This window comes from Paenibacillus sp. cl141a, from assembly GCF_900109305.1.
In the GTDB taxonomy this organism is placed as follows: domain Bacteria; phylum Bacillota; class Bacilli; order Paenibacillales; family Paenibacillaceae; genus Paenibacillus_AQ; species Paenibacillus_AQ lautus_A.
Genome location: NZ_FNZO01000004.1, coordinates 141,560 through 168,395, shown reverse-complemented (window position 1 = coordinate 168,395; position 26,836 = coordinate 141,560). Strand labels below are relative to the sequence as shown.

Below are 26,836 nucleotides of genomic sequence, written 5' to 3'. Positions count from 1 at the left end.
TATATAAAATAAAAACCTGATCCAGATTGGATCAGGTTTTTTTGGGTCTTTCCTACCATTAATTAATTTATGGAGAAAAATAATAAGGATTAGCATTGATATTTCATAAGGATCAGTGTTAATATCTTATAAAATGTAAAATATTTTATATTATTATAAATTAAACAGCCAGAGGTATCGCCATAATGGACATCTTGTTTTTTTTATTTATGAAAGGGTTTACAAAAAATCGAGGCGAGGGAGAATCGTATGAACAAGAACATGCTGCGTAAGACGGCTGCCGCAGGAATTGCCGCAATGTTAATGGCAGGAGGCTTAAGTACGGCAGGCCAAGGACCTGCGGCCGGCGTTCCTGACGTGTACGCGGAGGCGGCTCCGCTAAAGAAGGGGGAGAAGGCACCGGTCTTCCGGGAGGCTTCCGTGCATGATCCGTCCGTGATCAAAACAGGGGACACCTACTATGTGTTCGGTTCCCATCTGGCTGCGGCCAAATCGAAGGACTTGATGAGCTGGGACAGGGTCGCGTCCGGGGTTGCGACCGGCAATCCGCTGATTCCGAACGTAACGGAGGAGCTGAAAGAAACGCTGGAATGGGCGCAAAGCGACACATTGTGGGCGGCCGACGTGATTCAGCTGGCAGACGGCAAATTCTACATGTACTATAACGCCTGCAAAGGGGATTCCCCGCGATCCGCCATGGGGATCGCCGTTGCCGATCGGATCGAAGGCCCGTATAAGGACACCGGCATCATTCTGAAATCCGGCATGTGGGACGAGATCAGTGAGGATGGAACCATCTATGATGCAACCAAGCACCCGAATGTCGTCGATCCGGATGTGTTCTTCGATAAGAACGGCAAGCTGTGGATGGTATACGGCTCCTATTCCGGCGGCATTTTCATTATGGAGATGGATCCCAAGACCGGAAAATCGCTGCCTGGGCAAGGATACGGGAAGAAGCTGCTGGGAGGCAATCACAGCCGGATCGAAGGGCCTTACATGGTTTATCACCCGGCCACGGACTATTACTACCTGTACCTGTCGTACGGGGGGTTGGATGCGGTTGGCGGCTACAATATGCGGGTGGTCCGATCCAAAAATCCGGATGGTCCTTTTTACGATGCGGAGGGCAATGACATGAGAGAAGTGAAGGCTGATCCTTCCCTTCCGCTTTTTGACGACCGTTCGATTGAGCCGTATGGCGTGAAGCTGATGGGGAACTACTTGTTCAAGCGCCTGGTCGGCGATCCGGGAACGGGGATCGGCACCGGGGCCGTGTCGCCTGGCCATAACTCCGTCTACTACGATGAGCGAAGTGGAAGAACATTCCTTATCTTTCACAGCCGCTTCCCGCAGCGCGGGGAAGAGCATGAGATTCGGGTGCATGAGTTGTATATGAATCCGGACGGCTGGCCGGTATCGGCTCCATACCGTTATGCGGGCGAGGAGGCCAAGGAGGCTAAGAAAGTCACGCCGAAAGATGCGGCCGGAGACTATAAGCTGATTCAACACGGGAAAGATATTTCGTCCGTCGTCAAAGAATCGGTGCCGATCGAGCTTCATAAGAACGGGAAAGTAACAGGTGCAGCCGAGGGCGCATGGAAGATCAGCGGAAAGCGGGATGTGACGCTTACGCTGGATGGAAAGCGTTATAAAGGCGTAATGACTCCGCAATGGGACCCCGAAGCGAAACGGCAGACGATGACCTTCACGGCCCTTTCGGCGGACGGTACCGCGGTGTGGGGCGCGCGTCAGCTTGATCGCAGCGAAAGGGAACTCGTAGATGCCGTGAAGAGGGACCTGTCCCTCGGGGATGTGAGCCAAGTTTTCTACGATCTGGCTTTGCCGTCCGAGGCTTCCGGAGGCGCCGTGATTCGCTGGACCTCCTCTCATCCCGAAGTCATATCGGCGGAGGGTAAGCTGAATCGTCCTGCTGCCGGCGCGGGGGATGCGAGGGTTACGCTGACCGCTCAGATTACGAGCGGTAAAGCAAAGGCTGCCAAAGCGTTTGACGTAACCGTGCTGCAGCAGTCGGCAGGGCCGCTGCTGCTGAGCTATCCGTTCAGCGAGAATAAAGAAGGCACGGCGTTCGACGTCTCGGAAAACGGATTTCATGGAAAGGTCCTTGGCGGAGTCCAGTGGAATGAGAAGAGCCGGCATGGAGGCGGCATGGACTTTAACGGCTCGGACGGCTATATTGAACTGCCGAATCGGGTCACCGATACAGAGGACTTCACCTTTGCGGCCTGGGTATATTGGAAGGGAGGAGCACCGTGGCAGCGGGTGCTGGATGCCGGCAGCGGGCTTGCCAGGCATATGTTCCTGACGCCATCCCAGCACGCCGGCGTCCTTCAGTTTACGGTTCACGGCAACGGCGGAGACCAGAGCCTCCTTGGCAGCGCCCCGCTTCCGGTGAATGCGTGGACGCATGTAGCCGTGACCCTTCAGGGGGATACGGGCAAATTATACGTGAACGGACAAATGGTTGCCTCCGGCGATCATATGAAGCTGAACCCAAGCGGGCTGCTGACAACGGAAGCTTATTTAGGGAAAAGCCGATTCGCGGCCGATCCTTACTTTAACGGAAGCTTGGATGAGGTGCGGATGTACAGCAAGGCGCTGACCGACAGTGAAATCAAGAAACTGGCCGAGTAATCGGCCGTCGTCATGAGGCTCCATCGCGGCAGCCGCTCATATTCAGGGGATCCGCCACTTGGCGGGTCCTTTTTTTATATTCCTACCGGCAGCCATTCGGTGGTATCCAATGGATAAACAAGCCATTTAGAAAGCCTCTACTAAATCATGCTCCGGGGCCTAGACTTAAATGCATGGAAGCATGCTTTGTCAGCAGGGGGATGGATCATATGGAGCGAATCAAGCAATGGGCAAGCCGGCTGAATTCGATCCGCAACCGCATTTTTTTCTCCATACTGCTGTTTTTGGTCATTCCGTTTCTGCTCTCCAATCATTCTCGTGAACAATCTGTTCGGGATGATCTGGCCGAACGTGGCCGCGGCCTTTGGCGTGTTCCTGTTGAAGGGCTTTTTCGACTCCACGCCGGATGCGCTCCGGGAAGCCTCACGGATCGAAGGGGCCGGCGAGGTCCGGACTTTCCTGCAGATCCTGCTTCCGATTGTGAAGCCGGGCATCGGCGCGGTGAAGGAATAAATCACCTGTACTTGATGAACGAAAGAAGGGGTCCCCAAAGTTTCTTTGGCAGGGGATGCCCTCTTTTGCTGTTATAAGGCGTTCCGGTATGTGACAGCGAGATAATAGACATACGAAGCATCCTTGCCGGAAAAATGGCAGGGATGTTTTTGTGCACCGCCTGTTTTTTTAAAATAACGGTTGACAGGAGAGCCCACATCATATATCTTGATATTAAGTTAAGTGACTATATAAAAGTTAGTCAATTGAAAGGAGTAAGTGTAAAGTGTATAAACGTTAGCAAAGTAAAGCAGGTTAATCATTCTACACCTATATATCTTTATATCAAGATATCAATGGATCGTGTCGATGAATTTCTATAAATAATGAACATGAATATGGAGGCGTACAAAATGGCTATAGATATTGGATTGTTGATACTTCGTTTGGTGGTTGGGTTATCGTTCATGGCGCACGGCGCGCAGAAGCTGTTTGGATGGTTTGGCGGTTACGGGCCGAAAGGGACCGGCGGCTGGATGGAATCGGTGGGCATTAAGCCCGGCGTCGCGATCGCGGTATTGTCAGGTCTGATGGAGCTGGTTGGCGGGCTGCTGCTGGCAGCCGGATTTCTCACGGTGCTCGGCGCAGCGCTGATCACGCTGACGATGCTGGGCGCAATCGTGAAGGTGCATGGCCGGAACGGGTATTGGTCCACAGCGAATGGATACGAGTATAATTTACTGTTGATCGCAGTGGCCGTTGCATTGGCACTCACGGGTGCAGGCGCATATTCGCTGGATGCGGTAATCTTCAACTAATCATGACGGGGGCGTGCAGATATGAGTGATCTGACAACATTAATGAAGAGCCGGAGATCGGCTAATCTGTTTATGGAAGGGATTGAAATCGCGGATCAGGATTTGAACGATATCTTTAATGAGGTTAAATATGCTCCTTCGGCTTTTAATTTACAGCACACGCACTATGTGGTGGTTAAGGATCCCGATATCAAGCACACAGTTTACGAAGCCGCCAACAAGCAGCATAAGATACTCACCGCATCGGCCGTCCTCGTGGTGCTGGGGAATAAGCAGGCCTACAAGGATATCGGAAGAATGAACGAGGGCTTTCTGAATTTGGGCGTGATCGACAAGCTTGAATATGACATGACGGTTGAATCGGTCACGAACTTCTATGAAGCGGGCGGAGAACTCTTTATGAGGGATGAAGCCATTCGGAATGCCAGCCTATCCGCGATGTTATTGATGATGGTGGCCAAGGACAAGGGATGGGATACCTGTCCGATGATCGGATTTAATCCCGATGCCCTGCAGAAGGAACTGAACATTCCGGACGCTTATGTGCCCGCCATGCTGATCGCGATCGGCAAGGAGGATGCGCGCAAACCGCGTCCCCGCGGCTACCGCAAGCCGGTATTGGAATTTGTAAGCTATAACCGATTTTAAGGGATGCAAGATAGGAACAGAAGCTCTCGAACAGGTTTTTAAAACCGGGCGGGAGCTTTTTTTATGTCCATGATAAACATTCCACTCCATAATGACGATGATGAATATAAAGAGGTCGGTGTCGGTGTTATACCGGTTTTTCGTTATATAACGGGGGTGAACGAAATGAAAAGGGGGAAGCGGCCATATCGGCGGAATGGACAGCTCATGGTTCTCGCCGTCATTATGATGATGTTGACAGCTTGCACGAAGGAGGCGCCGATAGCCGTCCAGACAACGCCATCGACTGTCGCAGCACCGGGTGCAGGGGAAGCCGCGAAACCAGCGGAAATGCCGTCGGCGGCTAAGGAGAGTTTGCGTAAGGCATTCCCGCAGGAAGATCCGGACCATCGCCAGGTCAAGCAAGAGGCTGAGCAGCCGGAGGGAGAGCCTGATCGCAATCCCGTCGAAGCGGTTCTCGACATGTACGAAGCGCTTCAGGCTAACGATTCCGCTACGTATTTCCGTCATGCCGACATTCCGAGCGTCCGAATGTTCCCCGCCATGCTGAAGGTGCTGTTCGAAGAGGCGGGCAAACGTGAAGTGAGAGCGGAACGCTTCAAGCTGTTTGATAAAGAAGGGCTGGATGAGGTAAGCAGCCGGTTGTTATCCCTTACGTACGGAAGCCAGGCCGAGATCGTACTGGAGGAGCTCAGCCAGGGCGATCAGAATCTGTGGTTTGTGACGGCGTTCGCGGATGGGCTTAAAGTGGTGGAGCAATCCACGGTTTATCCAGGGGCTTACGAGCTTGGAAGGGAAGCGACGATGGAAGAGCTTATCGCGGTAGAAATCCAGCATACCGCTGAAGACAGGGCATTCTTTGCCGCGAAAGCGAAGCAGCCCGTATGGAACCCGGTGCAGACCGTTTCCTTGCTGTATCAGGCAGCGCAGGCGGAGGATGCAGAAACCTTTCACGCGATGTCGGGCGGAGGCGAGGGATATTTTTCAGGTCAGTATGACCGGGACATGGTGGAATTTACGGAATGGATGAAATCTTTTGAAAGCGTTCAGCATATGTCCATCGAATCGGTTTCGCGCGAGAATATCGCAGACGGTTATAGCCAAGAATACGATGAACGCTTTGGCGACGGTTGGCAGTTCATTGTGGCCTGGGACCCTCGGGATGAAGCAGGCTACCAAGGGACATCCTGGATTATGGCCCCAAGCGAAGACGGGACGCGATATGTCGTAAAGCAGACGCTTACCGCCAATCTGGAATCCTTTTTTAAGTGAGGAACAAAACACATACATAACGAAGCAAGCATAGCAGCCCTGCTCTTGAAGAGCAGGGCTGCTATGCTGTCGGCAAGGGATTGCATGACTATGGCTGGAGATTCTGGAGCATATCCATCGTTTCGTTAATTTTATTGACGGTTTGAACGATGTCGGAATTCTGGAAGTCGGTCACTCCGTTCTGGATTTGATCCATATAACCGTTGATGTCGGTCAGCAGCTTGTCGTTTAATCCGACCAGCTGTTCATGGATCGTCTGCGCAAAGGCAGGGGCCTCGATGCCGTTAAACTCCGAGATCCGGGTTTTCATCGCTTCGAGTTGCTGGGTCAGCGTTTCCTTGGCATCCGTATTGGTGGCTGCCTGCTGGGCGAGCTCCGGGATGGACTCGGCAAATTGGGAAGCTTCATTGATAAAGGTCGTTGCTTCCTTCGTATAATCCAAGGAATTGCTCACGCTGTCCACCAAGGAACATCCGGAGAGAACTCCCAGTACAAGTGAAATCAGCAATAATCGTTTGATCATTTCTCATCCTCCTGTCGTTTAAAACGCAGTTCTTTTACGTTGTATACGGATGACAGGGAGAATGGTTGTATTTTTTTCGCGTGAGCGGGCAGGTACTTTCAGGCAGGCACGAACAGAACGCCGGTTGCCGGAAGGATTAATATTTGCCCTGCAGGAAACGAATGAGTTCAATCAAACCTGCCAGGATGCCGCCCGGCCTTGGGCTTTCGGCTGACGGAGCGGGCTTCTCGGGCTGGATGCCTTCTCCCAGCGAAGTTACGTCAACGGATGAGGAGGGACCCGTATTCCCGCATAGATGGGGTTTGAGCTTTTGCCCGCTTTTGTCGGCGAACACGATATATTCCTTGCCGGTTTCAAAGGATTCCCAGCCATTGGAATACAGGGTGACGGTAGGGGCATCCGATTCTCCCTTCCACCACTCGGAAACCCGGAATACATATTTGCTTTTGGATATATCGGCTTTAGGGTGGGATGAGGCCAACGTGCCCCTGAATACCGCATCCGAGGTTTTTAACTCCTCGGTAACCTTGCGAGGCTCCGCGCATGACAAGGCGGATGCCGTGGAGTGATCTGTGCCAAGCCATAGTCCAATCGTAAGGGAAAGAGCCATCATGGCGAGAAAGCCTTTTTTCATATCGGCGTCTCCTTTCGGGATGATTATGTATTTAGACGAGGAGAGTATCGCCATTGTTGCAGGTGCTTGCCAAAGAATGGATGGGAGTGGTAGAGCCTGGTTTAGAATGCGCAGGGGGCTGGATGCTGCAGAAACGGCAAATACCCCGCAAGCCATAACTGGCTGCGGAGCAGATTGGACGTACACGAGTATGGCGGGCAGGCGCCCTTTTTGTAACATGGTGGTGGCAATCCATGCAGAAAGTTGCGAACGCTTAGCAGGGGCTATATTTGCCTTGCTTCCAGCCGCTTGGCGATGATGGACAGCAGATAATTCAGCGTAAAGTACAGCAAGGATGCAAAGACAAGGGCCGGGATGACATAGGAATAGCTGGAACCGCTTAGGATTTGCACGTTGCGCATCAGCTCAGGAAGCGAAATGATCACGGCGAGCGATGTGTCTTTAATGAGCGAGATGAACTGGCTCACCATGGGCGGGGACATCCGGCGCAGCGCCAGGGGAAGAATGACGTGCCGCAGTGTCTGCATATAAGAGAGGCCCGAGGCCCGGGCCGCTTCGATCTGCCCTTTATCCACCGATACAAGGCCGCTGCGTACGATCTCGGCGATCATGGCCCCTTCAAAAATGCTCAGTCCGACAACAGCCGCCCAGAAGGTCGGGATTCGAATCCCGGTCTGGGGAAGCACCATGCCGATGAAGAATATGATCAGCAGCAGCGGCAGATTGCGGATAATATCCACCAAAAAAGCCGTGGTCTTCGACAGGAAGGGGGTCTTCGTATACCTCACGGTCCCGAGCACGGTTCCGATGATGAAGCTGAATATAATGGATAAGCCGGCAACCTGCACCGTGATCCAAAAGCCTTGAAGGAGATATCGCAGGTTTGGCCAGGAGTATGCACCGATAAAATCCATCTCATGCCACCTCCTGTATATTAGGCAAACTTCGAACGTAACATCAATTGCTTCTCGCGAAGCGACGCTCCATATAGTGGACCGCGAGACTGAGCGGAACGGTCAGGAGCAGGTAGAACAGGGCCACAAACGTATAAACGGGTATGCCTTTGAAGGTGCTCAGGTTAATGAGATCGGCATAATACATCAGGTCGAGTCCGGCGATAACGCCCAGGACCGAGGAGTTTTTGACCAGGTTGATCAATTGGTTGCCGATGGCCGGCAGTACGATTTTGACCGCCTGCGGAAGAATGATGTAGCGCATATTCTGGATATAACTCAGCCCGGAGGAGCGAGCCGCTTCCGACTGCCCTGACGGTACCGCCTGAATGCCTGCCCGAATGGCTTCGGCGATAAAGGCAGCCGTATACACCATCAGCCCGAGCGTGCCCGAGGTGAACGGGTCGACCGGTATGCCGAGGGCGGGCAGGCCCAGGAAAAAGAAAAATACAACCACGAGTAGCGGGATGTTGCGGATAAACTCGACATAAATGGTGCCAATCGCCTTCAAGACACGGAATGGAGCAATCCGCATAATGGCGATGAAGGTGCCCAGCACCAAGCTGCCGATCAGTCCCAGCAGGCTGGCGAGAATGGTCTGGCCCAGGCCGGCCATGAATTGATCCCAATGCTCGACCAGAATGTTGAAATCCCACAAGGTCACAAGGCTTCACCTCCAATGGGGATGATGATCGTTCGGCCGGTCGAATGAAGGCCGGGCCTTTCCGCAGTAAACCGGGGCGGCTCCCGGTCAGGGGGCACGCCTCCTTCGGCCCGGCCAAGTCTTGCGGCGGTTATTCCGGCTTTACGCCCATCCATTGCTCATACAGTTTGTCGTATTCGCCGCTGTCCTTCAGCTCCTTCAACAGCTCGTTGACGGTCTTCACGAATTCCGGGTTTCCTTTCTTGATCGCCATGCCGTACGGCTCATCCGTAAAGTTGCCGCCGACCAGCTCGAAGCTCGGGTCCTGCTGCTGCATGCCGAGCAGGATGGAATTGTCGGTGGTCAGGGCATCCCCCTGTCCGGCTTTGAGCGCGGTGAAGGCATCCTGATAATTCTCGAATTCGAGAATGACCGCGTCTGGCGCTTTCTCGCGGATATTTTGCGCGGATGTGGAGCCTTTTACCGTGAGCACCTTCGTATCCTTGTTCAGGCTTTCCAGACCCGTGATCGGGCTGCCCTTCTTCACCAGCAGGGATTGGCCGGCCTCAAAATAGACATCGCTGAAATCCACCTGTTCCTTGCGTTCCTCCGTAATGGTCATCGTGGCAATAATGATGTCGATGTCCCCGTTCTTCAGCATGTCGATCCGGGTCTTGGAGGTGACCTCTTTCAGCTCGACCTTGGTCTCGTCGCCGAGAATTTTTTTGGCGAGCGCTTTGGCGATGTCGATATCGAAGCCCTCTACATTGCCAGTGGCCGGGTCCTGCAGTCCGAACAGCTTCGTATCATATTTCACGCCGGCCACCAGCTTGCCCCGTTTTTTGATCGCCTCCAGGGTGTCCGTGCTGCCTGACCCCCCGCATCCGGATGCGATCAGCATGATGACTAGCGCTAGCAGTGCCGCGCTCCACCTGAAGGTTCCCGTCAATCTTCTCTTCATATCTTTGCTTCCCCCTAAAAAAGTTATTTTCTCTTCACGCGTTAAGCCCCGAAGGAGCAGCATTGGCGAAGTTCCATCTTCGTCCGTACGTGCCGTATCCGATTTCTTCACCGGCTAGTGATGCAGCAGGCGGCTCAGGAACGCCCGCGCTCTTTCTTCCTTCGGCTGATTGAAGAACTCGGCAGCCGGGGCGTCCTCGATGATCCGGCCTTCGTCCATAAAGACGATCCGGTCCGCCGCTTCGCGCGCGAAGCCCATCTCATGCGTAACGACGGCCATGGTCATGCCTTGGTGGGCGAGCGAGCGCATGACATCGAGCACCTCGCCGATCATCTCCGGGTCAAGCGCGGACGTCGGTTCGTCAAACAGCATGATCTTCGGATTCATGGTCAATCCGCGGGCAATCGCGACCCGCTGCTGCTGGCCGCCCGAGAGCTGGGAAGGATAGCTGTCCGCTTTGTCCGCGATCCCGACCCGCTGCAGGTACGTCATCGCTTTTGCCGTCGCCTCCGCTTTGGACATTCCCAGCACCTTCATGGGCGCGAGAATGATGTTGTCGATCACCTTTTTGTGCGGATACAGATTAAAGTGCTGGAAGACCATCCCGATATCCCGCCTGAATGTATTGATGTCGATCTTTCTGTCATGCAGCTTGACGCCATTCACGACGAGCTCGCCGTCCGTAATGCTTTCAAGCCGATTGATGCAGCGCAGGAGCGTGCTTTTGCCGGAGCCGGAAGGTCCAACGATGACAACGACTTCCCCCTGGGAAATGGTCAGGTCGATTTCTTTCAGAACATGGAAGGTTCCGAAAAATTTGTTGACGCGGCTAAATTCAATCAGTAGAAATCCCCTCCTATTCACTTCGAATTGGACGCCTGCATGCATGTAAGCTATTGTCCTGTTTGGGTGCCAGGCCCTTTTTACACTGGTATGGCAAAGGGAGCTTGTTCCATGCCACTTTTAGGAAAATTTAGTATCCAAGCGGTGGGGAGTGAGATATAATAGGGGGCGTAATCTTATGAAGGAGGCAACATGGAGAAACGTGCGAAATTAACCGAAATCGACCTGGTTCGGGGCTTTGCGATGATGGGCGTGCTGATGGTGCATGCGACGTCGTTCGCCACAGTTCAGATGCGCGGGGACGATTTTTTTGGCTTGTATAACTTCCTGAACATATTTTCGAAGGTGGGAACGACGACCTTCATATTTCTGAGCAGCTTCGTGCTGTTCTATAACTATTATCACCGCCCGTTCAAGGGCCGTGACCTTGGGCGATTCTTCAAAAACCGGCTGATGTATATCCTGGTGCCGTATGTGCTGTTCTCGGTTTTCTTCTTTACGGTGGCCTGGTATCATCGCGGGGGCGAGTCCGATCTGGCGGCGATGCTGGAGAGCTTCTGGCCCAAGCTGGCGACGGGAAAAGCCTACACGCACTTGTATTTCATTTTCATTAACATTCAGTTCTACGTGCTGTTCCCGCTCGTATTGATGCTGCTCAAGCGATTCCGCGGCTTCGCGGCGGTCTGCGTGCTGGTCGGCATTGTACTGCAGTGGTTGTTCTACATCGGCAATGATGCCTGGTGGGACGTAACGAACCGGAACAGCTGGTCGCTGTCGTTTCTGTCGTATTATTTTCTCGGGGCATGGATAGGGATCTACTATGACCGGGTTAAGAACTGGCTGACTTCAGCGCAGCAGGCAGCAAGACCAACGCTGCGCAAGCTGGGCTGGATCTTGCTCTGGGCGGTATGGCTCGGCGCCGCGCTGGTGCATATCGGACTTCGATACAATCAGCGGCTGCTGGGGACGGAATATCACCCGCTGCTCTACGATGCCTTTTGGAATGTGCATACGTTAACCACCGCCCTGGTTATGCTCCAAGTCGCGCTGCTGTTCGGGAATAAGAACGCTTGGTGGTTGAACGGGTTCAGACAGCTCGGGGTGTATTCCTTCGGCGTTTATCTGGTGCATCCGCTGGTGCTGCTCTTTTACCGGGACTTTCCTCCGCGGACCGAGAACTCCTGGCTGCTGCTCGCGTGGTATGCCGGCGGGCTTGTCAGCGCGGTGGCGGTTTCGTATATAGCGGTCTACGGCATTAGCCGCCTGGGAGGCTGGACCTGGATCTTCTTCGGTAAGCTGCCGGGCAGCTTGCGGAAGGGAAAAGCATCCATTCCTTCGGTTCCGGTCAAACCAGTGACGGAGGCATCATCCTAATTTTGGAATATCGGAAAGGCGTTATCCTCGATCGGAGGAGAGCGCCTTTTTCGGTTGGCCGGCGGCCGATATTTCAGGATGATTCCCTGATTTTCGGAATGAGGCTTATTGCCCTGCATGACATGTTATATTTTGTTTGATGTTTGGCCTATGGGTGGAATGTCGTCGTTGAGATTGTACAGGTCAATTACATTCGTTACAGACATGGAAGCGAGGGAATGCCAATATGAATGATAGCGGAAATCCTTTGGTAAGCGGTTTCGTTAAGGCGGACGGCAAACGCGTGGTGAACGGGGACGGTCAGGAAATTCTGCTGCAGGGGGTCGGGCTTGGCAGCTGGCTGCTGCCGGAAGGCTACATGTGGAAGATGCCGGAGCAGGGAGACCGCCCGCGGCGCATCGAAGGCATGATCAGGGAGCTGATCGGCGAGGAGAAGGCGGCCGCATTCTGGGAGACCTATTATGATCGGTATATCGCGGAAGACGATATCCGGCAGATCGCCGCGGAAGGCTTCAATTCCATCCGGGTGCCGATCAATGCCAGGTTTATCATGGAGGAAGGGCAGCATCCGCCGTTTGCCTATCATGAAGGCCATCTGAGGCTCATCGATCGGTTGATCGATTGGTGCAGGACGCATTCGCTGTATGTTATTCTGGATTTGCATGGCGCGCCCGGAGGGCAGACCGGCGCCAACATCGACGATTCCGAGCGGGATTTGCCGGAGCTGTTCACGGATCGGCTGAACGCGGAGCGGACCGTGGCGCTGTGGCGTATGCTGGCGGAACGATATAAAGACGAGTGGATCGTTGCCGGTTACGACCTGCTTAACGAACCGCTGCCCGACTGGTTCAGCGAGTACAATGACCGGGTGATGCCGCTGTATAAGGAAATTACCGCGGCCATACGCGAAGTGGACAAGCGTCATATGATCATTCTGGAAGGTGTGCACTGGTCTACGGACTGGAGTATTTTTGATGATAAATTCGATGATAACCTGATGCTGCAGTTCCATAAATATTGGAACAATCCCGACACGGAGAGCATTCAGAAGTATATCGATCTGCGCGAGGAGTGGAATGTGCCGATCTTCATGGGAGAAGGCGGAGAGAACAACCCGCAGTGGTATACGGGGGCCTTCCGGATGTTCGAGGACCATAACATATCCTGGAACTTCTGGACCTGGAAGAAGATGAACACCCGGAATTCGCCGTTCTCGATCCGCATGCCGGAAGGCTGGGATAAGCTGACGGGTTACCTGGAAGGCGGTGCGAAGCCGTCTCCAGCCGAAGCGGAAGCGATTCTTGGCGAATACCTGGACCGTCTTCCGCTGGAAGCCTGCGATGCCTACCCGAACGTAGCCCGGTCGCTGCTGCGTCGGCTGCCCATTCAGATTCCGGCGGAGTTTTACGGGTATCGGGGCGAGGGCGTTTCGTATCATGTCGAGAAGAAGGCCAGCCAGGATATCGGCTTCCGCATGTCTGACGGCGTTCCGATGCGGATGATGACGGGCAAGGCGGAGAAGCCGAGCTACGCTCCGGAAGGCGGCAAGCCGTGGGCAGAGGATAACCTGGTATGCGTGCAGCTCCAGGAGGGCGATTGGCTTGCTTATGATGCGCTATGCGCTGGCGCAGGCATCTTTCATCTGGATGTTCGGGCCCTGATTCCGGAGGGAACGGTGGATATCATGCTGCAGGTCGGAGATCGGGAGCCTGAAGCCATCTCCTTGTCGGGCCCGGGCGAAGGACAGTGGCACGTTCATAGGCTGGCCGGGGGGATGCCGATTGAGGAAGGCCCCGTGGATTTGGTCTTCATGGTGAATAAAGGTCGCATCGAGCTGGATTGGCTGGAATTTACCGAAGCGCGTTAGACGGATAAGGTGAGGAGAGATGGTGCTGTGAAAGAACAGGCGGCAATATCAGAAGGATTGTGCCAATGGCTGGACGGCTCCGATCTGGAGTCGAAACAATACGAAGCGATGCTGCTATTGAGCGTAACGGAAGAGGGATGGCCGAATACGGCCATGCTCAGCGTAGGGGAGGTTCTGGCCTTGGACCGGAACCGGCTTCGGATTGCATTATGGCAGGGAACGGTTACGACAGGCAATCTCCTTCGGTCCGGACAGGCAACCTTGGTGGCCATTCATGATGGTGCGGCTCATTATGTTCGGCTGCGACTTCAGGCGCTTCCTGATCTGCCCGATGCCCGGCATCCGCGGCAGCGTTTCGATGCCGAGGTCGTCGCCGTTCGCGAGGATATCGCGAAGTATGCGGATATTATGTCGGCTATCAGGTTTCGGCTGCACGAGCCGGATCAAGCGTTGGAACGGTGGAAGGAAACGCTTGAGGAATTGCGGAAGTAACGGTGTTACTCGTATAATTCCTACTCCATATATAACTCCCGGTATATGCCAGGAGTTATATATGCCTGCTCGTGCTTAATCGGAATGATGCCGAAGAAGGCAACTTTAATTTTTCCGCAGAATCTTTTGCTTAGGTATTTGCTATCGTCGTTCAAATGTGTTAAGATATGAATATCGAAATCGACCTGAATTCACATATTGTAGAGGGTTGTCATTTCTGGTAACCTTGTGCAATATGTGAATTTTTTTATTCCGTCTGCGAAGAAAAAAGGTCATGTAAATATATATCAAGGAGGATTCCCCCATGCAAACAGGAACTGTTAAATGGTTTAATGCTGAAAAGGGCTTTGGTTTCATCGAAGTTGAAGGCGGAAACGATGTATTCGTTCACTTCAGCGCGATCCAAGGCGACGGCTTCAAAACGCTTGACGAAGGCCAACGCGTTGAATTCAACATCGTTGAAGGAAACCGTGGACCACAAGCTGAGAACGTTGTTAAATTGTAATTACAATTGAAAACTGCCCTTAATGTGCGACATTAAGGGCAGTTTTCTTTTATACGGCGTTTCTATTTTCTAAGACGAGAATAAGGAGGAGCGTTCATGTATTCGCGTAAAAACTCGATGGAGAGTATTCCTGAGGAAATAACGGAAGTGTGGGCATGCACGAAGGAAGACTGCAAAGGGTGGATGCGGGACGATTTTGCGTTCGACACGGAACCGGTATGCCATTTGTGTCATTCCCCTATGGTCAAGGAAACGAGAAGCCTGCCGCAGCTAGTTAATACCAATAAACAACAGAAATCTCTTGCTAAGGGAATTCAGATCGAGCGCAAATAGCAGCTAATACCTAGAGAAAGCGCTGGGCAAACACTAATTCTTCTTGAAGCTACCTTCGGATTTTATGGTAAATCCGTCTATTTCTGTTTCATTGGAAGGAGAATGGTTAGTAATACGTGTACCCTTACATTCTGGGTCAGCATGATTTCGCAGTAAGGGACGCAAAATTCAAAGGAGTGAAATGTATTGAACACGCAAACCGAGGTACTGAAGCGAAACATTGACAACATGATCATTCAGGAGAACCAAGGCGGCTTGAACGATCAGGAAAAATTCATCATGCAGAAGCTAATGCGTGAGAAATACCAGCAGGAACACGAAAGCAAACAGGAACAGCGCGAGGAAGACAAAGAGGAATAACGGGGAAACCGTTTGATATACGTTAGTATAAGGATGATAAAAGCCGTGGCGATCAGAGAATCGGCTTCGGGCAGAACATCATCGGCAAGAAGGAAGGCATGAATGGCAGCTACTGAGGCTGCTGTTCATGCCTTTTTTTGTGTCCCGGTCAGGAAGGGGAACGATATTTCGTTTGGGGGGCGCAATTTTCGTTCTTGCCGATGTTTACCCGAAAAATGAGCACCTTGATACGAAATCTGAAACCTTACATGCAGACCATGTACGATTTACAATAGGAATATAGAGAATGTAAGGGTTTTCAAAATGATAGGATCAACTTGGAGGTCATAACCATGCAAAATCAACTTCACGCCGACGCATCCGAAACCGGTGTCGGTCCCTCGATGGAGCCTTCTGTGCAGGATAAGAGGAAGCTCGACAGAAAAAGATGGCTCAGAAAGCTCTACGGTCAACGACATCTTCAAATTATGGCGCTGCTCGGCGTTGTGTGGATGATCATCTTCAACTACATTCCCATGTACGGTGTCATCATTGCATTCAAGGAATTCAATATTGTCAAATCCATCGGCGAAGCTCCATGGGTCGGGCTGGAACACTTCAAGGAGTTCTTCTCGGACGAAGACTTCACCAACGTTATGCGGAACACGCTCGGGATCAGCTTGTTGAAGCTGTTCATCGGATTTCCGCTGCCGATCATATTTGCGCTCTTTCTGAACGAGATCCGGTCGGTTCGCTACAAGCGGACGATTCAGACGATCTCTTATCTGCCTCACTTCTTGTCGTGGGTCATTCTGGGCGGCATTCTGATGACCTGGCTTGCGGATATCGGGATCATCAACAATATCCTGCTGGCCCTGCATATTATCGACGAGCCGATCACGTATCTGGCCGAACCGAAATATTTCTGGGGAATCATTATCACTTCGGATATCTGGAAGGAGCTCGGTTGGTCCGCGATCATCTATTTGGCGGCCATTGCCAGTATTTCGCCGGAAATGTACGAGGCCTCCACGATTGACGGCGCCGGCCGGTTTCAGAAAATGTGGTATATCACGCTGCCCAGCATCAAGTCGACCATATCCATCCTCTTCATTCTTGCGGTCGGCGGTGTGCTGAACTCCAACTTCGATCAGATTTTGGTGCTGCGGAACTCGCTCAACGAAAGCGCGAGCAACGTCATCGATATTTTCGTATACCACACCGGGATGCAGAACGGACGATATTCCTACGCGCAAGCCGTTGCATTGTTCAAGTCCGTCATTGCGATCATCCTGCTGTTGATTGCGAACAGGGTGACCAAAAAACTGAACGACACCTCGCTGTTCTAACGAGAAGGGAGAATGATATTCCATGCTTAAACGCAGAACCAAAGGCGAAGCCTTCTTTGATATATTCAATAATTTCGGCATGCTGATCGTATGCTTCCTGACGATCTACCCGATCTGGTATGTCCTGGTAAATGCCTTCAACGACGGGCAGGACGCCATGCGCGGAGGGATCTACTGGTGGCCGCGGATGTTCAGTTTCGAGAATTTCAGCGCGGTGTTTCAGAGCTCCGGCATCATGACGGCGATGGGCATCACCGTAGCCAAAACCGTGATCGGCGTGTTCATTCACGTCCTCTTCACCGCGATGGTCGCTTATGCATTTTCGCGGAAAGGTCTGATCGGCGGCAAATTCTATATTCTGCTCGGAACGGTAACGATGTTTTTCGGCGGCGGACTGATTCCAACCTATCTGTTGATCAAGGATCTGAATATGCTCGACAGTTTCCTTGTGTACATCATACCGGCCATGTTCAGTTTCTTTGACCTCATCATCTTCATGACCTTCTTCCGGGAAATTCCGGACGGTCTGGAGGAGGCGGCGAAGATTGACGGGGCCAACGACTGGTCGATCTTCCTCCGGGTCGTGCTGCCGGTATCCATGCCGGTTATCGCAACGATCGCCTTATTTCACGGAGTGTATCAGTGGAACGACTACTTCACCGGCGTCATCTATATCAACAATACCGACCTGCAGCCGATACAGACATATCTGTATAAGGTCGTCGCTCAATCGAGCTCCAATCAGATGATGGCCCAGGTGCCGGGCGGCGTAGCTAAGTCGGTCACTTCCCAATCGATCAAAATGGCGACCATGGTCGTAACGACGGCGCCGATCGTATTCGTTTATCCGTTCCTGCAGCGATACTTCGTCAAAGGGATGATGATCGGCTCCATTAAAGGTTAATTCTCAGGGGTTGTTCGTTGTTAGCCTTGCCTTCCATCTCCCGGGGAGACCCGGGGGAGGGGAAATCTTACAGGTAGCTTCTCTTGCCCAATCCGGCTGGAGTTCTATATAATCATATTTTTAAATAAGAAAAGGGGTAAACACATGAGCAAGATGCTTAAGCCAAAGAGCCTTCTGTTGTTGATGTTCGCACTGGTCATGGCCTTTACAACAGCATGCTCGTCCGGCGGTGACAATAACGCGTCGGAAAAAGAAAAAGGGGAAGAAAAGCCGGCAGAAGAAGTGAAATTGACTCAGGATCAGCCGGGATGGGAAGTCGACACCTCCCCGATTACGTTTGACTGGTACATCAACTTCGCCTGGTTCCCGAATAAATGGGGCGAGGACATTACGTCGCAATACGTAACGAAGAAGACGGGGGTTAATCTTAACCTGATCGTACCGGCGGGGAACGAAGCCGAGAAGATGAATACGATGATCGCTTCCGGCACATTGCCAGATTTCATTACGCTAGGGTGGTATGAAGACGCTGTCAAAAAGATGATTGAAGGCGATCTGGTCCTGCCGCTAAACGAACTGGCCGACCAATACGATCCGTATTTCTATAAAATATCCGACCCTGCGAAAGTTTCATGGTACACCAAGGATGACGGCAATATTTACGGTTATCCGAATGCCTCCTCTTCACCGAAGGATTATGAGAAGTTTGGCGACGAACTTACTTCCAACCAAACCTTCCTGGTGCGCAAAGATATGTATGAGGCACTGGGAAGCCCGGACATGCGCACGCCGGAAGGTTTCCTGAAAGCGCTTGAGGACGCCAAGAAAATGTTCCCGGACGTGAACGGACAGCCGCTTATTCCGTTCGGATTGCATGATTTCCATGAGAAGGGCAACAGCTCACTTGAGGGATACCTGCAGAACTTCCTTGCTATTCCGCAGGATAAAGACGGGAAGCTGTACGACCGCAGCACGGATCCGGAATATGTAAGATGGCTGAAGACATTCCGTTTGGCGAATGAAAAAGGTCTGATGTCCAAGGATATTTTCGTGGATAAACGCCCGCAGATGGAAGAAAAAATCGCACAGGGCCGCTATTTCGCGATGCTGTACCAACGCAGCGATATGGCGAACCAGCAGAATGCGCTGTATGCAAACGATCCGAATTCGGTCTACATCGCAGTGGACGGACCGGCTAACTCCAACCTGGATCAGCCGACCTTGTCGGGTCCTTCAATCTCCGGCTGGACGGTAACCCTGATCTCCAAGAACGTAAAAGATAAAGCGCGTGCTATCCGTTTCCTGGATTACCTGATCTCCGAAGAAGGCCAGCGTGATACCTACCTGGGCGAAAAAGGCGTGACTTGGGATACGATTGACGGCAAAGATCAATTCTTGCCAGAGGTTGCAGAGCTGTTGAACAGCGACCGCGGCGCATTCGACAAGAAGTATGGAGCATCCCATACCTTCTGGATGATGATGGATAACAACGTTACGCAGGCTTGGGCGCCTCCGGCCGTGGAACCGTTCAAGCAGATGGAAGACTGGACCCGCGGCAAGACTCGGAGCTTCTCGCAATTCGATCAACTGGATCCGGATGCCAGCTCCGAGGAAGGCATCATTAACGACAAGGTCATGAACGAGTGGGGCAAAATCCTGCCGAAGCTGATCTTTGCCAAAACGGATGCCGAATTCGATCAAATCTGGAACGATTACCAAGCGAAACGCGAATCGCTCGGATTTGCGAAAGTTCAGGAATACAGACAGAAAGAATACGAAGAGAACGTCAAGAAGCTTGAGGAATTCCTGAAGTAAGGCTTCTCGCTTGAGCGCAAAAAAAACAGAATGCAGGCGCAAGGTACCCTATGATCGATTTTGTCGAAATAGGGTGCCTTTTGTCGCATCACAAGCTAATATAGGATGGTATCCGATCGGCTGAAGCTGCCTTTCCATCCAGGACTCGGTTACGGTTATTTCATAAAACGGGATGTGACAGTCATGATGAAACGAATGACATCGCTTATACAATCGTTTACCTATTGGATTGGCCGCAGGTCGATGCAGAGCCGTTTGGTTGCTGCCTATATTTTGATTTTGCTGATTCCGAGCATGATCGTGTCGAATTATTTTTTTAAGCAGATTCGGGATACCTATATCAGCGATGCGCTTAACCAGAACTCATTCCTGCTGGAAATTGAGAAGATGAACATGCTGAACCAGATTGAGGCGATCGAAATGGCCGCACAGCTGGCGATTTCGGACGACGGGATCAAGGATTATCTTCGGATCAATGAAGAGCCCGAGCCGGCATGGCTGATCGATTTGGCATGGGGGCCTTTCAAGGATATACAACGGATCCAAACGAACAATCCGAACATTACCCACCTTCGGTTATACACGAACAACGCGAACGTGACGGAAATGTGGCCCATCATTTTTCAGGAGAAACGGATCGCAAGCGAGCCGTGGTTTCCCAAGGTCAAGGAATTGGACGGTGGGGAGATGTGGGTATTCAACCACCGCGATCCCGATATTCTGCAGCGCTACGCCGCCGATGTGTCCGAAGAGCAGCCGAAGGTGTCCTTGATCCGCCAAGTCCATAGCGGGAATTACAGCGGCGTGATTCAGGTGGATATGCTGCTCAAATATTTTGCTCCGAAGACCTTTGCCGGTATCGTGGATGACAGCTCGCAGATGGTCATCGTGGATCAGGAAGGGAAGCTGTTCATGGACCGAAGCCAATCGTTCATGACCAGTCACGAGGGACTCCGGGACGAGGTGGAGCTTCAATTCGCTAAGCTGAAGCTGCAGACGGGCGACTCCGAGGAGACCATACATGCCAGGTTCAGCCTGGACGGTTCCTCGTTCCTGCTGATAGCGACGCCGATGGAGCGGCTTCATGCCTACGTGCTGAATGTCGTTTCCCTGGAAGGGGCGCTGAATAACGTATCCAAGGCCCAGGGGCAGATTATAGCCGCGAACATTGTGCTGATCATTCTGCTGTCGATTATTACGTATTACTTGAATTCCATTATCCTGAAGAGCCTGCGTCGTTTAACGGAGACGATGAAGAGAGTCCGCAAGGGAGAGGTTACCGCTGCCATTGCGATCCGGGGCGGCGGCGAGGTGGGCGAACTGGCGCATCATTTTAACAAATTGATCCGCACCATCAATGAACTGATTGCCCAAGGGGTTCGCAAGCAGGCGGTGACCAAGGAGGCGGAGCTGCGCACGCTGCACAGCCAGATCGATTCCCATTTCCTGTACAACACGCTGGAAAATATTAAAATGCTGGCCGAAATCGAGGGACAGCGGACGATTTCGGACGCGCTGACCTCCCTTGGCGGAATGATGCGTTATAACTTCAAATGGTCGGGAGAGTACGTCAAGCTGAGGGATGAGATTCGCCATATCCGCAATTATATCGATGTGATGAATATCCGGTTCGACGAGCCGATCCGGCTTGAACTCAACATCCCGTCCGAATTCATGGAGCTCGAGGTGTTGAAAATGTCGCTGCAGCCCATCGTGGAAAATGCCGTCAAGCATGCCTGGCCGGAGTTCCCGGATCAGGAGAAGCAGATCAAGATCGATGTCATCGCGTGGGAGGAAGACCAGATTACGATTAACGTCACGGACAACGGAATCGGGATCGAGCCTTATCGGCTGGGCAGACTGGGCGAGATTCTGCGAACGGCGGACGACGAGGAGCTCCCTTTGGGAGATTATGGGCGAGGCGGCGTGCAGGCCGGTGGAATCGGGCTTCGAAACGTGCACCAGCGAATCCGGTTGTTCTACGGGAATGAATATGGAATCGAAGTGAAGAGCGAAGAGGGGGATTTTACGCAGGTGACCATGACATTCCCTAAAGTGCTGTTAACAGGAGGAGGCAGTGGACATGAGAAGTCTGATGATCGTGGATGATGAGAAGAATATCCGGTATGGCCTGAAAACGATGATTGAGCGGGAGTTCCCGGATCAATACGAGATCCGTTTGGCTGCCCAAGGGCAGGAAGCGCTGGATGCCTACAACGAACAACCGGCCGATATCGTCATTACGGACATCCGGATGCCGGTCATGGACGGAATGCGCCTGATCGAGACGCTGGCCGAACGGGAGGGTCCGCTGGGCGTTACACCCGTCTTTTTGATTCTTAGCGGGTATGACGATTTTGAATATGCGAAGGCGGCGATCCGGTACCAGGTGAAAGAGTACCTTCTTAAGCCCATTCGACGGGACGAACTGTTCGCTGCCCTCCGAAAGACAGAAGAAGTTTTGATCCGGCAAGCGGACGTGCATGACCGCATGGCAGCCAGTGACGCATATCTTCAACAGCTGCAGACCCATCGGCTGAAGGAGCTCTTGGAGTCGCCCCAAGGTGTGGATGGGGAGCCGGAGGCTGCCGCGGCTGAAATCGGATTTGATTCCTTCGTAAAGCCATTCCGGGTAGCGGTGATGAAATACAAATACGAGGACGGCAACTCCATGAACAAGGATGAGCTGAAGCAGCTGATTGATAACATGACGGCTTCGGTGGAAGGGCGGATCAATGCGTGTTTCCTGGACGGTAAGGGGAGGGTCGTACTCATCGGCAGTCCGGACGGACAATTCGAGAAGCTGGCACGGCAGTTTACCGAGCGGGAGATGGACGGGCTCTTCGTCGGAATTAGCCGGAAAGGCTTCCGGTTCGAGGATATTCGGAGCTGTTACAACCAGGCGCTGACCGCTTTGAGTTATACGTTCATTCACCCTAACGTCAAACTGATGAGCCATGATGACATTCAAGGGGAGCTGAACACGTATCCGGTGCCGGAAGAGAATATCCGCAAGCTTGGCAACATGCTCGGCACGGAACGGGAGCGGGAGATCAAGGCGCTGCTGCTGGACATTTTCCATATCGATGACATGCCCCATGTGGCCATCGATTATTTGGAGTTTGTCAGCAAACGGATTAATGAACGTGTGCTGGACGAAGTGTTCCGCGTGTACGGAGACTCCATGGTGGAAGTGTTGAAGCTGTACCGCAAGGTTGGGACGATGGACAATTACCGTCATTTCCATACGTATTTCAGGAATCTGGAGCATCTGCTGCTGCACGTGAACGAATATGTTAAAGGGATCCGTTCCGCCCACAGCGAGCATTCCGAGATCAAGGCAGCGGTCAGCTACATGGAGGAGAATTATCACAGGCCGCTGAACATGGCAATGGTCAGCAATTATGTATCGTTGAATTATTCGTATTTCAGCGAAGCGTTCAAGGCTCATACGGGCGAAAATTTCGTAGTTTATCTCAAAAAGCTGCGAATAACGAAAGCCAAGGACCTGCTTCAGGACGGTGACATGAAGCTTGCCGACATCGGCAAAGCGGTCGGGTTTGAGAACACCAAGCAATTCTCGCGCGTCTTCAAAGAGCTGGAAGGCATCTCGCCGCATGAATACCGGATCAAAGTGCAGACGGATGCAGGCTTGCAGCAGGAATGATTTCAAAAAAACGCTGGGGGGACCAGTCGCCAAAATGATATTGTTAGGCAGCCAAAGATTCGGCACGATCCAGTCTTATTGACTGGGTCGTTTATTTTGCCCTCAGACCATGATATATTCCATCTTATTTTATCCTTAATATGGTAAAATAGAGGAGTCGGAGGTGCGTTATGACGAATTCAGCGAAATGGATCTGGGTATGGATGGTAGCATTGGTGCTGGCCTGCACCGTGTTTCTGATTGAACATCAGAAGAAGATCGAACAGGGAACGAAAATGACCTTGCAAAGCATTTTGGGTACATCTCTATTTCAAATATGGAGCCATTACACCGACATTTTGGAGCTGAAGTCCATGCCTCTACATGAAGCACGCCTTGCGGAGGTGCGGCTGAAGCTGGCGGCCATCGAAGCGTATTCCAGGACAGCGGATGAAGCCGTCCGTTCACAGCTGCTTAACCCCATTGCGGGAAAGTTCCTGGCTCTGTCCGACAGCATACGGGAAAGCTATGCGGAGAACGGGGAGTTCTCGGAGGAAGACATCGAGAAGTACGCGATCATCATGAAGGATTCGGAAGCATTGATTTCCCTGATGTACAAGGTGTATTACGTTTCGGATTCGGTTGAGGGGGGAGAAGTCAATCTGGACATCTCCGATTACGACGAATTGGTAGCGCTTAACAACCGGTTGAAGCATGATTTGAATGGTTTTGCGAAGAAGTAATTTAGAATGCCGGAACCCGGAGAAGAAACGATAGTGATGACGAAAAAAAGACACCTGATCGGCTTTCCAAGGACATGCTTCGGAATAAGCGATCGGGTGTCTTTCCTGTATGCAGGATTATGTAATCCCTGTGTTATTTATTGAGCTGCGGTCTCTAATGTGGACAGCGTCATTTCCATTTTGCGGGTGATTTCTTTCTGCCACTTCACGTCTCCAAGCTGGATCGCGAGGTTCAGCAGGTCCAAATAATCATCCATTTGCAGAGAACAGCGGCGGGAAGTCGTTTTCATAAGTCAATCGGCTCTCCTTTATATATAAACTCTTCAAGCGAAAAGCGTGTAAACCTGGGTATAAATACATTCTCAACACATTCTCACTTGTTCGGTAATGATAATCATTATCATGTGGTTAATCTCATTATAAAGGCTTCCCGCCCAGGTTGCAAGCCGCTTTCTTGGATTTTGCGTAAAAATGAATTAATTCATGAAGAACCGCTGCCTGTATTTACGCGGCGAGATCCCTTCCTGCTTCGTGAAACAGGAGGTGAAGTAGGCCGCATGATTGAACCCGACCTCCTCCGCGACCCGGCTGATGCTGAAGTCGGTCTGCATCAGCAGCATCTTGGCCTGCTCGATCCGATAGCGCTGCAAATATTCAACCGGCGAGCAGCCGAATTCCTTCTGCATGCAGCGTGCGATATAGACAGGGTGGAAGTTGATGCGGTCGCCGAGCTCCTGTACCTTGAACTCCTCGCGATAATGCTTCCGCAGATAAGCTGCGGCCCGTTCGGCACAAGCGGAGGAGGGCGAGGAGAGTGGCGTATCCAATGCGGCGGCCAGCAACTCGATGAGCTCTTGGAACACCACCTGCTGCCGCCACAGGATTTTGGCCTGGTGACCGTACTGAACCAGCGAAGACAGGGTAGCCAGGAGCTCCATCGCCTTTTCCGGCTGAGGCAGGGTGCCGAACTGGGGAATGTTAACGGAAAAATAGTTCGGCGTCATCGCCTTCAGCTCCGGAACTTCCTCTCTTCTAGGCGCTTGGCAGGCCTCGTCGGGGTGCCAATCCCCGGAGGTCTGGAAATGGAGCCAGTAATAATCGGTCTCCTCGGTGCATCCTTTCGTACCGAAATGATGCGTATCGGGACGCAGGATCAGGAACATGCCGGGTTTGATCTCATAAGGATTTCCGTTCTCGGTGACATGCAGCTCTCCCTTCCTAACGACGAGCAGATCAAAGATGCCGATGTTTTTGCGATTGGGATGCCCACTGTGAATCGGAGCCCGGGTCAGCCCGCTATTGATGTATTCCGGCAGCGGTGGAACGGTAAAATTCAGGATCGTCATAAGAAAGCCCTTTCGTGGTTCGCGAGGTTTGAATTTTGAAAGTTTTCGTTCGGAAAATGATATTATAACTCCAGTATACCATCTATAATTTGAAAAGGTTAAAGACCGTTTCATCATGAATTGTGTTTAACCCTTACATCATGGGTGGAGGTTGGAATGTTGGATAAAAACACAAACAAATTTACATTATGGGTTCTCGCATGGCCCATATTTATCGAGCTGTTCCTGCAGTTTCTGCTGGGAGCGGTGGATACATTGATGGTCAGCCGGATTTCCGACGATGCGGTGGCCGTGGTCGGCTTCTCCAATCAGCTGTTTCAGGCGATGACAACGCTGTTCATGACGGTCGCCAGCGGTGCCGGCATTCTCATTGCCCAGAAGATCGGCTCGCATCGGACGGGGGATGCCCGAACGATCGGCATCATGGCGGTAAGCGCCACCACCATCATCGGCTTGGCGTGCAGCGTGATATTGTTTGCAATGCCGGAGGCTATCGCCTCGGTGCTGCAGCTGCCGGAGCATCTGCTTCCGCTTGCGGGAACGTATATCTCCATTGTCGGCGGCGGGATGATCTTGATTGCCATGATGGCTACGATGAGCACGGTCATCCGCAATACCGGCAACACGCGCGGGCCGATGTACGTGGCCATCGGGATGAATATCATCCACGTCATTATGAACTATGGGTTTATATTCGGAGCTTTCGGCTTCCCGCAGTGGGGGCTTACCGGCGTTGCGATTTCGACGGTAGTCAGCCGATTGCTTGCCGTTCTCTTGCTGCTGTACATGTTTCTGCGCTCCTTTGAATACCGAATCAAATGGAAGGAATTCGGGGTGTTCGACCGCCCGCTGTTCGGCGAAATCCTGAAGATCGGATGGCCGCTCGGTATCAATATGTCCTGCTGGGTCTTTACGCAGCTGATCATCTACTCCTTCATTGCAACGCTGGGTGCCGCCGAGCTGGCAGCCCGTACGTACATGAATACGCTGGAATCCTTCTGCTTCCTGCTTGGCTCGTCGATCGCGATGGCGGCCCAGATCCAGATCGCGCATCTGTTCGGGGCTGGCCGGATCCCAGAGGCATACCGAAGCGCGTACCGCGCACTGGGTATTGGGGCAATTTACGTGGTCGTCAATGCATTCATCCTGTATGTTTTCGGAAAACAGCTGCTGGGGCTGTTTACGGACGATAAGACGATCGTAGCGATCGGGGCATCGCTTCTTGGGATGAACCTGATTCTCCAGCCCGGCAAAATGCTCAACATGGCGCTCGGCAACTCGCTCAATGCCGTCGGAGATACCAGATTCACCATGTACATTTCCCTTGGCTCGATGTGGCTTGTCGCCACCGCGCTGTCCTATGTGCTTGGCATACACATGGGATGGGGTCTTATCGGCATCTACTCCTGCATGATTGCCGACGAGTATTTGCGCGGCGTGTTGTCTTTCTTCCGCTGGCGGGGGCAGAAGCACCTCCGCAAGGCAGAGCAAGTCGAGCCGGTGAGTCATCAGGCACACCCAATGGAACCGATCCCGGCGCAAGCTTAATGATTGGCTATAATATAGAAAAAGGATACTTCGGCCGTGCGGCATCGGGGTATCCTTTTTTTTCACAATAAATAAATTACGTACTCGAAAACTTTTTGCCTGCATGCCGGGGTATTGTAAGTGATTGGCCAAG

27 protein-coding genes are annotated in these 26,836 nt (G+C 52.3%); 18 read left to right on the top strand and 9 right to left on the bottom strand.

Translation table 11 applies throughout. The features are described from left to right. The first annotated feature begins 249 nt into the window (after nt 1-249). The 5 genes from BMX45_RS13540 (at nt 250) to BMX45_RS13520 (ending at nt 5,885) form a co-directional block, all read left to right on the top strand. Nucleotides 250-2,655 (top strand): arabinan endo-1,5-alpha-L-arabinosidase AbnB, encoded by a 2,406-nt coding sequence (locus tag BMX45_RS13540; RefSeq protein ID WP_090910113.1) that lies wholly within the window; start codon nt 250-252, stop codon nt 2,653-2,655. Between the two features lie 318 nt (nt 2,656-2,973). Beyond that, a complete protein-coding gene (locus BMX45_RS13535; protein ID WP_254778064.1) occupies nt 2,974-3,168 on the top strand; it encodes an ABC transporter permease family protein in 195 nt (64 codons plus the stop codon). A gap of 392 nt (nt 3,169-3,560) precedes the next feature. Then, nucleotides 3,561-3,965 carry a DoxX family protein gene (locus tag BMX45_RS13530; protein WP_090910112.1) on the top strand — a complete coding sequence of 135 codons (405 nt, stop codon included), beginning with the start codon at nt 3,561-3,563 and terminating at the stop codon, nt 3,963-3,965. A 21-nt stretch (nt 3,966-3,986) separates the two neighbouring features. After that, nucleotides 3,987-4,613, top strand: a complete 627-nt coding sequence (locus BMX45_RS13525; RefSeq protein ID WP_090910111.1) for a nitroreductase family protein — start codon at nt 3,987-3,989, stop codon at nt 4,611-4,613. Between the two features lie 63 nt (nt 4,614-4,676). Further along, nucleotides 4,677-5,885 carry a hypothetical protein gene (locus BMX45_RS13520; protein ID WP_090910110.1) on the top strand — a complete coding sequence of 403 codons (1,209 nt, stop codon included), beginning with the start codon at nt 4,677-4,679 and terminating at the stop codon, nt 5,883-5,885. Between the two features lie 88 nt (nt 5,886-5,973). Here the strand turns inward: BMX45_RS13520 and BMX45_RS13515 are convergent, their stop codons facing one another. The 7 genes from BMX45_RS13515 to BMX45_RS13490 form a co-directional block, all read right to left on the bottom strand. After that, nucleotides 5,974-6,408, bottom strand: coding sequence for a DUF6376 family protein (locus BMX45_RS13515; RefSeq protein ID WP_090910109.1), 435 nt, complete (start codon nt 6,406-6,408; stop codon nt 5,974-5,976). A 136-nt stretch (nt 6,409-6,544) separates the two neighbouring features. Next, entirely contained in the window at nt 6,545-7,042 is a 498-nt protein-coding gene (locus BMX45_RS13510) for a hypothetical protein (protein ID WP_090910108.1), read from the bottom strand. 263 nt (nt 7,043-7,305) lie between these two features. Beyond that, nucleotides 7,306-7,956, bottom strand: a complete 651-nt coding sequence (locus BMX45_RS13505; protein WP_090910107.1) for an amino acid ABC transporter permease — start codon at nt 7,954-7,956, stop codon at nt 7,306-7,308. Between the two features lie 43 nt (nt 7,957-7,999). Beyond that, nucleotides 8,000-8,653 carry an amino acid ABC transporter permease gene (locus tag BMX45_RS13500; protein WP_036664979.1) on the bottom strand — a complete coding sequence of 218 codons (654 nt, stop codon included), beginning with the start codon at nt 8,651-8,653 and terminating at the stop codon, nt 8,000-8,002. A gap of 2 nt (nt 8,654-8,655) precedes the next feature. Continuing rightward, on the bottom strand, nt 8,656-8,814 hold the full coding sequence (locus BMX45_RS31315; RefSeq protein WP_175495107.1) for a hypothetical protein: 159 nt from the start codon (nt 8,812-8,814) through the stop codon (nt 8,656-8,658). Further along, the gene (locus BMX45_RS13495) at nt 8,790-9,599 is read right to left on the bottom strand and encodes an ABC transporter substrate-binding protein (RefSeq protein WP_090910106.1); all 810 of its coding nucleotides are present in this window, start codon (nt 9,597-9,599) and stop codon (nt 8,790-8,792) included. Before BMX45_RS13495 ends, BMX45_RS31315 begins: the two co-directional genes overlap by 25 nt. A 114-nt stretch (nt 9,600-9,713) precedes the next feature. Next, nucleotides 9,714-10,487 carry an amino acid ABC transporter ATP-binding protein gene (locus BMX45_RS13490; RefSeq protein WP_090910105.1) on the bottom strand — a complete coding sequence of 258 codons (774 nt, stop codon included), beginning with the start codon at nt 10,485-10,487 and terminating at the stop codon, nt 9,714-9,716. A gap of 147 nt (nt 10,488-10,634) precedes the next feature. Between BMX45_RS13490 and BMX45_RS13485 the strand changes: the two genes are divergently transcribed. The 12 genes from BMX45_RS13485 to BMX45_RS13435 all read left to right on the top strand — a co-directional run bounded on the left by BMX45_RS13485 (nt 10,635) and on the right by BMX45_RS13435 (nt 23,809). Next, nucleotides 10,635-11,816: an acyltransferase gene (locus BMX45_RS13485; protein WP_090910104.1), complete on the top strand. Its 1,182-nt coding sequence runs from the start codon at nt 10,635-10,637 to the stop codon at nt 11,814-11,816. 226 nt (nt 11,817-12,042) lie between these two features. Beyond that, nucleotides 12,043-13,683: a glycoside hydrolase family 5 protein gene (locus tag BMX45_RS13480; RefSeq protein ID WP_090910103.1), complete on the top strand. Its 1,641-nt coding sequence runs from the start codon at nt 12,043-12,045 to the stop codon at nt 13,681-13,683. A gap of 27 nt (nt 13,684-13,710) precedes the next feature. After that, entirely contained in the window at nt 13,711-14,175 is a 465-nt protein-coding gene (locus BMX45_RS13475) for a pyridoxamine 5'-phosphate oxidase family protein (RefSeq protein ID WP_090910102.1), read from the top strand. Nucleotides 14,176-14,479: 304 nt separating this feature from the next. Beyond that, nucleotides 14,480-14,680 (top strand): cold-shock protein CspD, encoded by a 201-nt coding sequence (cspD, locus tag BMX45_RS13470; protein WP_006207896.1) that lies wholly within the window; start codon nt 14,480-14,482, stop codon nt 14,678-14,680. Nucleotides 14,681-14,776: 96 nt separating this feature from the next. Continuing rightward, nucleotides 14,777-15,013, top strand: coding sequence for a cold-shock protein (locus BMX45_RS13465; RefSeq protein ID WP_012818739.1), 237 nt, complete (start codon nt 14,777-14,779; stop codon nt 15,011-15,013). A gap of 186 nt (nt 15,014-15,199) precedes the next feature. Further along, nucleotides 15,200-15,373: a hypothetical protein gene (locus BMX45_RS31310; RefSeq protein WP_009591843.1), complete on the top strand. Its 174-nt coding sequence runs from the start codon at nt 15,200-15,202 to the stop codon at nt 15,371-15,373. Nucleotides 15,374-15,705: 332 nt separating this feature from the next. Next, nucleotides 15,706-16,701, top strand: a complete 996-nt coding sequence (locus BMX45_RS13460) for an ABC transporter permease (protein ID WP_009591873.1) — start codon at nt 15,706-15,708, stop codon at nt 16,699-16,701. Nucleotides 16,702-16,723: 22 nt separating this feature from the next. Continuing rightward, on the top strand, nt 16,724-17,605 hold the full coding sequence (locus tag BMX45_RS13455) for a carbohydrate ABC transporter permease (protein WP_090910101.1): 882 nt from the start codon (nt 16,724-16,726) through the stop codon (nt 17,603-17,605). A gap of 144 nt (nt 17,606-17,749) precedes the next feature. Then, entirely contained in the window at nt 17,750-19,420 is a 1,671-nt protein-coding gene (locus BMX45_RS13450; RefSeq protein WP_175495106.1) for an extracellular solute-binding protein, read from the top strand. A 105-nt stretch (nt 19,421-19,525) separates the two neighbouring features. Then, nucleotides 19,526-21,529: a cache domain-containing sensor histidine kinase gene (locus BMX45_RS13445; RefSeq protein WP_090910100.1), complete on the top strand. Its 2,004-nt coding sequence runs from the start codon at nt 19,526-19,528 to the stop codon at nt 21,527-21,529. After that, entirely contained in the window at nt 21,504-23,087 is a 1,584-nt protein-coding gene (locus BMX45_RS13440) for a response regulator (RefSeq protein ID WP_090910099.1), read from the top strand. Before BMX45_RS13445 ends, BMX45_RS13440 begins: the two co-directional genes overlap by 26 nt. 170 nt (nt 23,088-23,257) lie before the next feature. Next, nucleotides 23,258-23,809 (top strand): hypothetical protein, encoded by a 552-nt coding sequence (locus BMX45_RS13435; protein ID WP_090910098.1) that lies wholly within the window; start codon nt 23,258-23,260, stop codon nt 23,807-23,809. Between the two features lie 137 nt (nt 23,810-23,946). Here BMX45_RS13435 and BMX45_RS31305 read toward each other — a convergent pair whose 3' ends face one another. Further along, nucleotides 23,947-24,099, bottom strand: a complete 153-nt coding sequence (locus BMX45_RS31305) for a hypothetical protein (RefSeq protein WP_009591875.1) — start codon at nt 24,097-24,099, stop codon at nt 23,947-23,949. A gap of 186 nt (nt 24,100-24,285) precedes the next feature. Next, the gene (locus tag BMX45_RS13430) at nt 24,286-25,155 is read right to left on the bottom strand and encodes an AraC family transcriptional regulator (RefSeq protein WP_090910097.1); all 870 of its coding nucleotides are present in this window, start codon (nt 25,153-25,155) and stop codon (nt 24,286-24,288) included. A 156-nt stretch (nt 25,156-25,311) separates the two neighbouring features. Here BMX45_RS13430 and BMX45_RS13425 point away from each other — a divergent pair, with 156 nt between their 5' ends. After that, nucleotides 25,312-26,703 carry an MATE family efflux transporter gene (locus BMX45_RS13425; protein ID WP_090910096.1) on the top strand — a complete coding sequence of 464 codons (1,392 nt, stop codon included), beginning with the start codon at nt 25,312-25,314 and terminating at the stop codon, nt 26,701-26,703. Nucleotides 26,704-26,836: the final 133 nt, after the last annotated feature.

What these genes read in the sequence shown, in the direction of transcription:
- BMX45_RS13540 (WP_090910113.1), top strand. Translation starts at nt 250, where the DNA reads ATGAACAAGAACATGCTGCGTAAGACGGCTGCCGCAGGAATTGCCGCA.
- BMX45_RS13530 (WP_090910112.1), top strand. Translation starts at nt 3,561, where the DNA reads ATGGCTATAGATATTGGATTGTTGATACTTCGTTTGGTGGTTGGGTTA.
- BMX45_RS13525 (WP_090910111.1), top strand. Translation starts at nt 3,987, where the DNA reads ATGAGTGATCTGACAACATTAATGAAGAGCCGGAGATCGGCTAATCTG.
- BMX45_RS13520 (WP_090910110.1), top strand. Translation starts at nt 4,677, where the DNA reads ATGTCCATGATAAACATTCCACTCCATAATGACGATGATGAATATAAA.
- BMX45_RS13515 (WP_090910109.1), bottom strand. Translation starts at nt 6,408, where the DNA reads ATGATCAAACGATTATTGCTGATTTCACTTGTACTGGGAGTTCTCTCC.
- BMX45_RS13510 (WP_090910108.1), bottom strand. Translation starts at nt 7,042, where the DNA reads ATGAAAAAAGGCTTTCTCGCCATGATGGCTCTTTCCCTTACGATTGGA.
- BMX45_RS13505 (WP_090910107.1), bottom strand. Translation starts at nt 7,956, where the DNA reads ATGGATTTTATCGGTGCATACTCCTGGCCAAACCTGCGATATCTCCTT.
- BMX45_RS31315 (WP_175495107.1), bottom strand. Translation starts at nt 8,814, where the DNA reads ATGGATGGGCGTAAAGCCGGAATAACCGCCGCAAGACTTGGCCGGGCC.
- BMX45_RS13495 (WP_090910106.1), bottom strand. Translation starts at nt 9,599, where the DNA reads ATGAAGAGAAGATTGACGGGAACCTTCAGGTGGAGCGCGGCACTGCTA.
- BMX45_RS13490 (WP_090910105.1), bottom strand. Translation starts at nt 10,487, where the DNA reads ATGCATGCAGGCGTCCAATTCGAAGTGAATAGGAGGGGATTTCTACTG.
- BMX45_RS13485 (WP_090910104.1), top strand. Translation starts at nt 10,635, where the DNA reads ATGGAGAAACGTGCGAAATTAACCGAAATCGACCTGGTTCGGGGCTTT.
- BMX45_RS13480 (WP_090910103.1), top strand. Translation starts at nt 12,043, where the DNA reads ATGAATGATAGCGGAAATCCTTTGGTAAGCGGTTTCGTTAAGGCGGAC.
- cspD (WP_006207896.1), top strand. Translation starts at nt 14,480, where the DNA reads ATGCAAACAGGAACTGTTAAATGGTTTAATGCTGAAAAGGGCTTTGGT.
- BMX45_RS13465 (WP_012818739.1), top strand. Translation starts at nt 14,777, where the DNA reads ATGTATTCGCGTAAAAACTCGATGGAGAGTATTCCTGAGGAAATAACG.
- BMX45_RS13460 (WP_009591873.1), top strand. Translation starts at nt 15,706, where the DNA reads ATGCAAAATCAACTTCACGCCGACGCATCCGAAACCGGTGTCGGTCCC.
- BMX45_RS13455 (WP_090910101.1), top strand. Translation starts at nt 16,724, where the DNA reads ATGCTTAAACGCAGAACCAAAGGCGAAGCCTTCTTTGATATATTCAAT.
- BMX45_RS13450 (WP_175495106.1), top strand. Translation starts at nt 17,750, where the DNA reads ATGAGCAAGATGCTTAAGCCAAAGAGCCTTCTGTTGTTGATGTTCGCA.
- BMX45_RS13445 (WP_090910100.1), top strand. Translation starts at nt 19,526, where the DNA reads ATGGTATCCGATCGGCTGAAGCTGCCTTTCCATCCAGGACTCGGTTAC.
- BMX45_RS13440 (WP_090910099.1), top strand. Translation starts at nt 21,504, where the DNA reads ATGAGAAGTCTGATGATCGTGGATGATGAGAAGAATATCCGGTATGGC.
- BMX45_RS13435 (WP_090910098.1), top strand. Translation starts at nt 23,258, where the DNA reads ATGACGAATTCAGCGAAATGGATCTGGGTATGGATGGTAGCATTGGTG.
- BMX45_RS31305 (WP_009591875.1), bottom strand. Translation starts at nt 24,099, where the DNA reads ATGAAAACGACTTCCCGCCGCTGTTCTCTGCAAATGGATGATTATTTG.
- BMX45_RS13430 (WP_090910097.1), bottom strand. Translation starts at nt 25,155, where the DNA reads ATGACGATCCTGAATTTTACCGTTCCACCGCTGCCGGAATACATCAAT.
- BMX45_RS13425 (WP_090910096.1), top strand. Translation starts at nt 25,312, where the DNA reads ATGTTGGATAAAAACACAAACAAATTTACATTATGGGTTCTCGCATGG.